The organism is Micromonospora sp. NPDC049559, assembly GCF_040676675.1.
In the GTDB taxonomy this organism is placed as follows: domain Bacteria; phylum Actinomycetota; class Actinomycetes; order Mycobacteriales; family Micromonosporaceae; genus JBFAPK01.
This window is the reverse complement of record NZ_JBFAPK010000025.1, coordinates 97,003-107,239: the sequence shown is the minus strand read 5'-3', so window position 1 is coordinate 107,239 and position 10,237 is coordinate 97,003. Positions and strand designations below refer to the sequence as shown.

Below are 10,237 nucleotides of genomic sequence, written 5' to 3'. Positions count from 1 at the left end.
CGGGCGGCGATTCGCCGCACCCGAACCCTCCAGGAACGCAACACCTCACGTAACGCCCCGCCCTGGATACCCCCGGGGCGGCGAGAACGACCCCATCCTGTTCGGGGGCGGCGGTGCGCCGCCCTCGATCTTTTGTGTCGGGCGCGGAACCCGAGAGCCGCAGCGGCATGGCTCGGCGCAATGAATCGCCGGCAGACGGCCGCCATACGCAACGATCAGCGGTAGGACGCAACGGTCGCCGGTGGAATCGGCCGGGCGGGCGCGCATAGCGTGGGATACCGGCGCCAGCCCGTGACCAGCGGTGGTCGGGCGCGCCCGACCACTGGGAGCCCGACGATGACGACGGTGGATCCGATCACCACCCGCGAGACCGCACCGGCCACCGGCGCACCCGCGCCGAGCGGCCCGTCGGCCACGGCGCGACGGTACCTGATGTGCCGGCCGAGCCACTTCGCCGTCGACTACGTGATCAACCCCTGGATGGACCCGACCAGCCCCGTCGACGCCGGGCTCGCCGTCGCCCAGTGGGAACGGCTCCGCGAGATCTACCTCGACCTCGGGCACACCGTCGAGGAGATCGACCCGCTGCCCGGGCTGCCGGACATGGTCTTCGCCGCCAACGGCGGTACCGTCGTTGACGGCATCGCGCTCGCCGTGCAGTTCCGCGACCCGCAGCGCGCCGACGAGGCGCCGGCGTACCGGGCCTGGTTCGAGCGCGCGGGCTTCGAGGTGCACGACCCGAAGCACGTCAACGAGGGCGAGGGCGACATCCTGCTCGCCGGGGACCTGCTGCTCGCCGGCACCGGTTTCCGTACCGCCCACGCCGCGCACGCCCAGCTCCAGGAGGTCTTCGGCCGGCCGGTGATCACGCTGCAACTGGTCGACCCGCGCTACTACCACCTCGACACGGCGCTCTGCGTGCTCGACGAGCGGACCGTCGCGTACCTGCCGGAGGCGTTCTCGCCGGGCAGCCGGGCCGCACTGCGCCGCCTCTTCCCCGACGCGATCCTCGCCCGCCCCGCGGACGCCGAGGTCTTCGGGCTCAACGCGGTCAGCGATGGCCGTTATGTCGTACTCCCCGTCCAGGCCGATGGGCTCGCCGCCCAGCTGCGCGAGCGGGGTTACGAACCGATCGGCGTGGACCTGTCCGAGCTGCGCAAGGCCGGAGGCGGTCCGAAATGCTGCACGTTGACGCTGCGCGAACGGGAGGCGAGCAAGTGATAGTGGACGACATGCTGGGGACCCCCTCGGCCGTACGGGACGCGGAGCGCTGGACCGCGCACAACTACCACCCCCTGCCGGTGGTGATCTCGTCCGCCGAGGGCACCGCCGTCACCGACATCGACGGTCGGCGCTACCTCGACTTCCTCGCCGGCTACTCGGCGCTGAACTTCGGTCACCGTCACCCGACGCTGATCGCGGCGGCGCACGCCCAGCTGGACCGGCTCACGCTGACCAGCCGCGCCTTCGTGCACGACCAGTTCGCCGACTTCTGCCGGGAGCTGGCGGAGCTCTGCGGCAAGGACATGGTCCTGCCGATGAACACCGGCGCGGAGGCGGTGGAGACCGCGATCAAGGTGGCGCGCAAGTGGGGCTACCGGGTCAAGGGCGTACCGGACGGGCAGGCCACCATCGTGGTCGCGGAGGGGAACTTCCACGGTCGCACCACCACGATCGTAAGCTTCTCCACCGACTCCGACGCCCGCGACGACTTCGGGCCGTACACCCCCGGCTTCAAGGTCGTCCCGTACGGCGACCTGGCGGCGCTGGCCGAGGCGGTCGACGACACCACCGTGGCCGTGCTGATCGAGCCGATCCAGGGCGAGCAGGGCGTGGTCGTACCGCCGGCCGGCTACCTGACCGGCGTACGCCAGCTCTGCACCGAGCGGAACGTCCTCTTCCTCGCCGACGAGATCCAGTCGGGGCTGGGCCGCACCGGCCGGACCTTCGCCTGCGACCACGAGAACGTGGTTCCCGACATGTACCTGCTCGGCAAGGCCCTCGGCGGCGGCATCGTGCCGGTCTCGGCGGTCGCCGCCAACCGGGACGTGCTCGGCGTGCTGCGCCCCGGCGAGCACGGCTCGACGTTCGGCGGCAACCCGCTGGCCTGCGCGGTGGCGATCGAGGTGGTCCGGCTGCTGGCCACCGGCGAGTTCCAGCGCCGCTCGGCCGAGCTGGGCGCCCACCTGCACGCCGCGCTGGAGAAGCTGGTCGGGCAGGGTCTGGTGGCGGTACGGGGCCGCGGGCTCTGGGCCGGCCTGGACATCGACCCGGCGCTGATGACCGGCCGGGAGGCGTGCGAGCGGCTGGCCGAGCGCGGCATCCTGGCCAAGGACACGCACGGCTCGACGATCCGGCTGGCGCCGCCGCTGGTGGTCACGGTCGAGGAGTTGGACCACGCCGTCGAGCAGCTCGCCGCCGTACTGCGGCAGGCCTGACCCGCGCGCGGCCCCGCCCGTCGATCTAGGGCAAATCCTCGTTAGTGGATCTCTAATCACGACGATTTGCCCTAGATCGACGAGGCCCGGCGGGGGCTGGGCGGCCCGTCCGGTCGTCAGATCTGCTTGGGCAGGCGCATCGCCATGGTCGGGGCCTCGGCCATCACCGAGGACGGGTTGAACCCGCCGCCGGAGGCCAGGCCCGCCGCGCGCCCGACCTGCACCCCGGGGTACAGCTCCACGAAGTCCTTGCTGGCCAGCACGCGGCTCTGCTGGTTGCCGAGCGGCACCCGTTCGGTCTCCGCCATCGAGCCGCCCGGCCGCACACCCGAGCCGTTGGTGCTCACGTCCTGCGCGACCAGTTCGTTGCCGCGCAGCTCGAAGCGGACGTGGTTGCGGCTGATCCAGCGCCGCGCCTCGTCGTTGAGCCACTGGCCGAGCCGGATCCCCTCGGGCTGCTCCGGAGCCCGCCCCACGATCACGGGCTGGTCGGGCGAGACGACGAACCGCTGGCGTACCTGACCGCCGATGCGTACCGCGAGCACCTCGACGCGCGGACGCGGCCCGCCGTCGGTGAGGCGGTGGTCGTGCCGGGGACAGGTCGGCGTCCCGGTACGCAGGCTCGGCGGCGCCTGCGCGGCCGGCTTGCGCTCGACCCGGGCCAGATCGGCGAAGGCCCCGCCTCCGCCCGAGCCGAAAAGCGCGCAGCCGGGTTCGGGGCAGCGCCACAGCCGGGCGAGGACCTTCGCGCCGGCCGGCGACGGACCGATCGCGGTCGGGTAGTCGTTGCCGAAGCGGGCCTTGAGGGTCGGGCCGTTCGGCCCGGAGATCGGGGCCAGCAGGCGGCCCGGTCCCTCGGCCACCCACGGGTACCGCCCGCGCATGCCGTCGAAGCGCTGCCGGCTCAGCACCGGCAGGCCGAGCAGGTCGGCCACCTCCAGCACCCGCTCGGTCGGGTTGTTCAACACCTCCACCAGGCCGTCGTCGGCCCAGCGGCGCACCACCATCCGCTCGTTCGAGGTGAGGTCACCGTCGGAGAGCACCCCCCGGTGCACCACCGCGTAGACCTGCACGCCGTCCTCTTCGAGCTGCCGGCCCAGGGCGTCGATCGTGATGCCCAGCCGCAGCATGCTCGCCGGCCGACCGCCGTCCAGATCCGCGTACCGGATGATTTCCGCCAGGTCGACCACGGCCCGGACGAGTGACGGGTCCACGCAGACCCGGCCCTCGATCGCGTCGAGGACCTTGCTGATCTCGAATCTCACGCTGCTCCCCGGACAATCTCGTCGATGCGGCGGGCCAGCTCGAGGTCCCGCCGGGTGACTCCGCCCACCGAGTGCGTGGCGCAGCGGAAGGTCAGCGTGCGCCAGCGGATGTCGATGTCGGGGTGGTGGTTCAGCTCCTCCGCGACCACCGCGACCCGGTCGACCACCGCGATCGCCTCGGGAAAGCTGGACAGTTCGGCGGTACGACCGATGCCGGCCGGATTACCGGTCCAGCCGTCCAGTCCGTCCAGCGCGCCCCGTACCGCCTCAGCGTCGAGCACCTCTGCCATGCCGCAGACCTTACCGTCGCTGGTCGCGCCCGTGGCGCCAACCGGCAGGGGCCATCCGGCCAGCGGATCGGCACCGCCCGGCCGGCCGACCATCGCCGTCGATCTAGGGCAATCGCGGTGATTAGAGATCATCACACGATGATTTGCCCTAGATCGACGAGAACGCCGGGCCGCGCCGGTCGGTCGGAGCCGGCGCGGCCCGGCGGGCCGAACTGATCGGTGGTGGCGGTCAGACGGCGGTGATGCGCACGGCGTCGGCGATGACGTACCCGGAGGCGCTGCTCCACCGGCTCACGCCGACGACGTCCTTGTCGCCCGCGGTGAGGGTGAAGTTGCCGAGGGTCCGCCAGGCCCCGCCGCCGGTGGTCTGGTTGACCACGACGGTCTGGTTGCCGTCCTTCGCGAGCACGATGTACGGCGTGGCGGTGTTGTAGCCGGCGATGCCCGGATACCAGACGTCGATCTTGTAGAGCCCGTCGGCCGGGATGTTCGCCTTGTAGTACGCGGGGTCGCTGATCGCCTCGGGGTTGGCGTACCGGTAGTCGGCGCCGTACCGCTGGGTGGAGTACGACGAGGTGAGCCAGTTGGCGCTCGCGGTGAAGCGGCCCGTCGTGGTGTTGTCGATGATCGTGCTGAACGTGGGCGGCGGGGTGCTGCCGCCGGCGAGCAGCGCGGCGACGTCGGAGCGCAGCTGCGGCAGCTTGGCGTAGAGCACGTCACCGGGGCAGGCGGTGGCGAGGTAGTCGCGGTGACCGTAGATCTTGGTGGCGTTGATGTTGTACTGGTCGCAGATGTACGCGCAGAGCTGCACGAGCCGGTTGTAGAGCGCCGCCGGCGGGGTGGCGCTGGTGTAGAGGCCCTCGTTCTCGATCCCGATGGCCTTGTCGTTCTGCCCGGGGCAGTGCGCCCCGACGACCATGCCGCTGCCGGCCTGCAACCGGGCCAGGCTGTTGTGCCGGCCCTCCATCACGTACCCGCCCCGGCTGACGGTGAAGTGCTGCCCGGTGTCGGACCAGCCGTTGTCGTCCATGTGCGTGTTCTGGATGCTGCGCGCCACCGCGTACGCGTGCGCCTGCGAGTAGTCGGTGCTGTTGGCGCCCGCGGTGTGGTGCACCAGGATCTTGTCGGGCGACGTGGAGATTACGCTCAGCGACGACGACGGCGGGCGCGCTCCCCAGGTGGCGCAGCTGGCGATGGTCGGCGCGGCGACGGCGGCCATGGCGGGGGTGGCGCCGGCGATCGTGAAACCGCCGGTGGCGGCGCCGACGCCGAGCATCACGGCGCCGCGCATCACGTCACGACGGGAGAGGGGGTTGCCGGTCACGGTAGGCCTCCAGGCGGGGGTTGAAAGATTCTTTGATGCCACCGACCGATGTTGAAGGAATTCTTACCAGAGGATCGACGCCCACCGCTAGGCCCGTTAGCGGGACCTTCCGGACACGCGGAAAGCGCCGGACGCTGAGCCGCCGGTCAGCGGGACAGCGAGGTGGCCGAACAGCGGCGCCGCCGGACGGCGACAAGCGGCTGGCGGTTGGCGGCAAGGGACCGAACAGCAAGGCGGCCGGACGACAAGGGTCCGACGACAAGGCGGCCGGACAGCAAGGCGGCCGGCTCGCCCCCCGCGAACCGGCCGCCCCACTTCCCGCCCCGGCCTCCGTCACCCCCGCCGGACCGTCCGTCACCCCCGCCGCACGGGAGTGGCCGTCACGACCGGCGCAATCCCGCCCCCACCTCGTGCAGGTGCCGCAGCGCCTGCCGGTACGAGTCGACCAGCCCCGTCTCCTCGTACGGGATGCCCTGCTCGGCGCAGTACGCCCGGACGATCGGCTGTGCCCGGCGCAGGTTCGACCGGGGCATGCTCGGGAAGAGGTGGTGCTCGATCTGGTAGTTCAGCCCGCCGAGAGCGAAGTCCACCACCCGCCCGCCCCGGACGTTGCGCGAGGTCAACACCTGCTTGCGGAGGAAGTCCAACTCGTCCTCGGCCGTCACCACGGGCATGCCCTTGTGGTTCGGCGCGAACGAGCAGCCCATGTAGAGCCCCCAGAGCCCCTGGTGGATCGCGATGAAGACCAGCGCCCGCACCGGGGAGAGCACGCTGAACAGCACCAGCGGATAGGCGACCAGGTGCACGGTGAGCAGCAGCGCCTCGACCCGCCGGTGCCGGATCGGCGTACGGTGGGCGCCCGTCGCGCGGTCCCGTTCCACCAGCGCCCGCACGCTCGCGACGTGCAGGTTCAGCCCTTCGAGCAGCAGCAGCGGGAAGAACAGGTACGCCTGCCGCCGCGCCATCCAGCGACCCAGCCCCCGAGTCTCCGCCGCCTGCTCCTCGGTCCAGACCAGCGCTCCCGCCCCGACGTCCGGGTCCTCGTCCTCGTGGTTCGGGTTGGCGTGGTGCCGGGTGTGCTTGTCGATCCACCAGCCGTAACTGAGCCCGACCGCCAGGTTCCCGGCGAGCATTCCGGCCACCTCGCTGGTTCGCCGGGTGCGGAACATCTGCCGGTGCCCGGCGTCGTGACCGAGGAACGCGACCTGGGTGGTCGCGACGGCGAGGAAGGCCGCCACGAACACCTGCGTCCAGGCGTCGCCGACGAGCGCGAACGCCACCCAGCCGGCGACGAAGAGGCCCACCGTGAGTGCGATCTTCGCGACGTACCAGCCGGGGCGGCGTTCGAGCAGACCGGCCGCACCGATCTGCCTTGACAACTGTGCGTAATCACTCCCCCGCCTAAGGGCAGGTTCCGCCACCGCGCCGACCGCCATAATCTCCCCAGTTCCGGTAGATCTCCCCGCGCCGGTCGGCGCGGTACCGTCAAGTTTGAAGATCGCGGTAGCTGTGCGTAACCCTGGTTACCCCCGTATGGCGGGTAGGGCCAGCCCTACCATCGGCGGCTCCGGCGGCGCCCCACGAGGCGTCCCGCCCGCCCCGCCGGGCGGCCGCCGGTCCGCGTCCTACGTCCCGGCGCGTACGCCGCTACGCGCCCGGACGTACCGGAATGGCCGCGCCGCGCCGGATGCCCCGACCGTCCCGTCCCAGCAACATGGGCGGCGATCGACGCGACGCGCGGGCGCTCGCCCGCGCGTCGCCTCCGGCCAAGGGGAGGAAGAGGCGATGGTACGAGGGGGTGCCGGCGCGGCCGGCGGTGGTGTGCCGGTGGAGCGCCGGGAGACGGGCCGGGAGTCGTCCCGATCGCCCGAACCCGGCGCGAACGTCTTCGTCGGCCCGGCCGGCGTGGGCACGACCGCGCGACCGGGCGGTGGCGGCGACCGGAGCTGGGGATGGTGGGCCCCGGTCTTCGTCGTCGCGTTCGTCGCGAGCATCGTCGCCGGTGGGGTGCTGCAGACGGGCGAGAGCCTCTACCTGCCGGAGGCGTCGGTGGCACAGCTGCGGGACTTCTACGGCGGCAACGCGACGGCCGTGCTGGCCCAGTCGGCGCTGCAGCTCCTCGCGGCGGTCGCCCTGTACCGGTTCGGTCGGCGGCTGCGCGCCGCGCTGCCGGGCGCGGGCCCACGGGCCGCGACGGCGCTGACCTGGGGCACCGCGCTGGCCGCCGGCGCGCTGGTCGCCTCCGTGCTCTGCGCGCTCGTCCTGCTGCCGCTCGCCACGTCGGCCGGCGAGGCGGTCGTCGCCGGTCTCGGCAGGGCGGCGCTGCTGTTCGGCGGCGCGCTGCACCTGCTCGGCACCGGCGCGCTGATCACCGCCGCGTCGGTCCTCGGGTGGCGGGCCCGCTCGCGTCCGCGCTGGGTCCTCGGCTACGGCCTGGGCGCGGGCCCGCTGGTGGCGGCCTCCGCGCTGTCGGCCGTGGTGCCGCCGCTGGTCCGCCCGGAGCCCGCGTTCCGCCTGCTCGCGATGGTCTGGCTGGTCGGTGTGGCCGTCGGCGTCCTGCGGGGTCGTCTCGCCGCCGGGTCCGCCCCGGAGGGGGAAACCGCCGGGCGCGGGCCGGGCACGCGGTGACGGGGCGGCCGGGCACGCGGTGACACGGGAACCGGGGTACGCGGTGACGGGGCGGCCGGGAGCGGCTAACCGCGGGTCTGCTCGTGCACCCAGGCGGCGTAGGCGGGCGTCGTCTCCACCCGGGCGACCACGATCTCCGGTACGTCGTACGGGTGGGCGGTCCGGATGTGGTCGACGAGCGCCGCGCTGCGGTCCGCGGCGGTCTTGAACTGCACCGACCACTCGCGGGTGGTCTCCATCCGCGACTGCCACCAGTAGGTGCTGTCCACCGGCCCGCCGACCTGGGCGCACGCCGCCAGCCGACCGGCCACCGCCGCGGCGGCGAGCACGTCCGCGACCGACCGGGAATCGACCACGGTCGTCACGATGCAGATCTGCTCCACGCCGCGCACCCTATAACTAGACCGGGGTATTGCGGTTGGCATCCACCCATTCGTCTATCCGCGCCCACCAGTCGTACAGCCACTCGATCCGTTCCTGCCGCCCCGCCGGTATCTCCTCCGGCGGTACCGACCAGAAGCGCATCACGATCCGCTTGTCCATCGGCAGTTCCCGCCAGACGTCGGTGACCGTCACCATCCGGTCCAGCCCGGTGTGCGCGACGAAGACCACGCCCGAGTCGGGCGCGGCGTCGAGCGCGGCGAGCACCCCGCCGGGCTGCGGCGCGAGCACGTGCCGCAGCCCCTCGGCGCGTACCGCCATCTCCTCCAGTCCCCGGGCCCGCAGCCGGTCGATGGCGCGCAGCCGGCGGCGCGGGGTGAAGTTGCCACCCTCCGGGAAGATCACGAAGGCGTCGTCCTCGTCCAGTCCGGTGGCGAGGTGCCGGATTTGTTCGATCATTGCCTCGCCCGGGTCGTGGCCCGGGGCGATGAAGCGGTTGGGCAGCCGGTTGAGCATCACGTCGACCGCCGGGTCCCACTGGAGCGTGTGCTTCAGCACGATCCGCGGCTCCCGGTCGAACCAGTTGACCAGAGCGTGGATCAGGATGAACGAGTCGCCCGGCCCCGCGTGCCGGCAGAGCACCAGCTCGGGGCGGCCCGGCACGGCGGTGTCGGGGTCCGTGCCGACCACCTCGATGCTCAGCCGCAGCGTCCACTGCGCCTGCCAGAAGAGGAAGGTGAGGAACCAGCCGGTCAGCCGGTAGTGCGCCCGCTGGAACGCCGGCGCCCGCTTCTTCCAGCCGAACCCGGAGGCCAGCCAGAGGCCGAAGAGCGCGAGCACCGCGGCGGCGTCCCAGGCCAGATAGATCACGGCGAGCCAGAGCACCCGCAGCGGGCGCAGGTAGCCCGGCACCAGCGGGCTCGCGGCCGCCGCCAGGATCAGCCAGACCGGCAGCGCGCTGATCACCACAAGGGCGAGCAGCACCACCCCCGGCGCCAGGACGATCCGGCGCAGCCAGCGCGGCGGCAGCGGCATCAGGCGCCGTCCACCTGCGCGAGGTAGCTCCGGGAGGCGATGTAGGCGCGGCTGATCCGCCGCCCCACGGCGGCCATGTCCCGGTACGCCCAGGGCGAGTCGTCGCGCGGGTCGAGCCCGCCGGTCGGCAGTACATGCACCTCCACCCCGTCCGGCAGCGAGGCCATCTCCCGGGCGAAGCGGTGCCGGCGGGCGACCTCGAAGGCGACCTGGGCGATCTCCCAGGGGCGCCGGGGCGGGGCCAGCGACCGCTCGATCCGCCCCACCTGGAGGACGAAGATCCGCTTCGCGCCCTGCTGCACCGCCTCGCCGATCGGGATCGAGTTGACGATCCCGCCGTCGATGAAGTGCTCACCGTCGATCTGCGCGGGTGGCAGCAGGCCCGGTACCGAGGCCGAGGCGAGTACGGCGTCGACCAGCGGTCCGCTGCTGAACCAGTGCTCGGCGGCGCGTTCGATGCTCGCGGCACAGCAGCGGAACGGCACCGCCAGCCCCTCGAAGGTGGCGTCCGCGCCGAGCGCGCCCTCCAGCAGCCGGCGCAGCGGGCCGGGCGAGTGCAGGTGGGTACGGGTGGCGAAGCGGCGCAACTGCCGGGCGACCGAATCGCCGTAGACCTCGCTCGCCTCGGGCGAGGACCAGAGTCGTACCAGCCGGTCGGTGACCTCGTCGGACGGGTCGGCGGCGACGAGCGCCCCGTTCACCGCGCCGATCGACGTACCGACGACCAGGTCCGGGTGGAACCCGGCGCGGAAGAGCGCCCGCAGCATCCCGACCTCGACGGCGCCGAGCACTCCGCCTCCGCCGAGCACGAACGCCACGGGACCGTCGACCATGCCGTTCATCCTGGCACGGGTGCCGCCACCCCGCCCGTCGGCG

At 72.6% G+C, this 10,237-nt stretch carries 10 protein-coding genes; 3 read left to right on the top strand and 7 right to left on the bottom strand.

The window, feature by feature from the left end:
• Positions 1–336 precede the first annotated feature (336 nt).
• The gene (gene ddaH / locus AB0J86_RS24830; protein WP_363859992.1) at positions 337–1,221 is read left to right on the top strand and encodes a dimethylargininase; all 885 of its coding nucleotides are present in this window, start codon (positions 337–339) and stop codon (positions 1,219–1,221) included.
• Positions 1,221–2,438, top strand: a complete 1,218-nt coding sequence (gene rocD / locus AB0J86_RS24825) for an ornithine--oxo-acid transaminase (RefSeq protein ID WP_363860019.1) — start codon at positions 1,221–1,223, stop codon at positions 2,436–2,438. The genes ddaH and rocD overlap by 1 nt, the downstream gene beginning before the upstream one ends.
• Before the next feature lie 116 nt (positions 2,439–2,554).
• Here the strand turns inward: rocD and AB0J86_RS24820 are convergent, their stop codons facing one another.
• From AB0J86_RS24820 to AB0J86_RS24805, 4 genes are all read right to left on the bottom strand, one after another.
• A complete protein-coding gene (locus AB0J86_RS24820; protein ID WP_363859991.1) occupies positions 2,555–3,703 on the bottom strand; it encodes an FHA domain-containing protein in 1,149 nt (382 codons plus the stop codon).
• Complete coding sequence (locus AB0J86_RS24815; protein WP_363859990.1) at positions 3,700–3,993, bottom strand: 4a-hydroxytetrahydrobiopterin dehydratase; 294 nt, start codon at positions 3,991–3,993, stop codon at positions 3,700–3,702. The genes AB0J86_RS24820 and AB0J86_RS24815 overlap by 4 nt, the downstream gene beginning before the upstream one ends.
• Positions 3,994–4,222: 229 nt before the next feature.
• Complete coding sequence (locus AB0J86_RS24810; RefSeq protein ID WP_363859989.1) at positions 4,223–5,317, bottom strand: N-acetylmuramoyl-L-alanine amidase; 1,095 nt, start codon at positions 5,315–5,317, stop codon at positions 4,223–4,225.
• Positions 5,318–5,697: 380 nt separating this feature from the next.
• Positions 5,698–6,753 carry an acyl-CoA desaturase gene (locus tag AB0J86_RS24805; RefSeq protein WP_363859988.1) on the bottom strand — a complete coding sequence of 352 codons (1,056 nt, stop codon included), beginning with the start codon at positions 6,751–6,753 and terminating at the stop codon, positions 5,698–5,700.
• Positions 6,754–7,102: 349 nt separating this feature from the next.
• Between AB0J86_RS24805 and AB0J86_RS24800 the strand changes: the two genes are divergently transcribed.
• A complete protein-coding gene (locus AB0J86_RS24800; RefSeq protein ID WP_363859987.1) occupies positions 7,103–7,945 on the top strand; it encodes a hypothetical protein in 843 nt (280 codons plus the stop codon).
• Positions 7,946–8,010: 65 nt separating this feature from the next.
• On the opposite strand, the gene cutA is transcribed toward AB0J86_RS24800, so the two are convergent.
• The 3 genes from cutA to AB0J86_RS24785 are packed head-to-tail and all read right to left on the bottom strand — an operon-like array spanning position 8,011 to position 10,194.
• Positions 8,011–8,328, bottom strand: a complete 318-nt coding sequence (cutA, locus tag AB0J86_RS24795; protein WP_363859986.1) for a divalent cation tolerance protein CutA — start codon at positions 8,326–8,328, stop codon at positions 8,011–8,013.
• A 16-nt stretch (positions 8,329–8,344) separates the two neighbouring features.
• Positions 8,345–9,361 (bottom strand): 1-acyl-sn-glycerol-3-phosphate acyltransferase, encoded by a 1,017-nt coding sequence (locus AB0J86_RS24790; protein WP_363859985.1) that lies wholly within the window; start codon positions 9,359–9,361, stop codon positions 8,345–8,347.
• The gene (locus tag AB0J86_RS24785; RefSeq protein ID WP_363859984.1) at positions 9,361–10,194 is read right to left on the bottom strand and encodes a patatin-like phospholipase family protein; all 834 of its coding nucleotides are present in this window, start codon (positions 10,192–10,194) and stop codon (positions 9,361–9,363) included. The genes AB0J86_RS24790 and AB0J86_RS24785 overlap by 1 nt, the downstream gene beginning before the upstream one ends.
• Between the last annotated feature and the right edge of the window lie 43 nt (positions 10,195–10,237).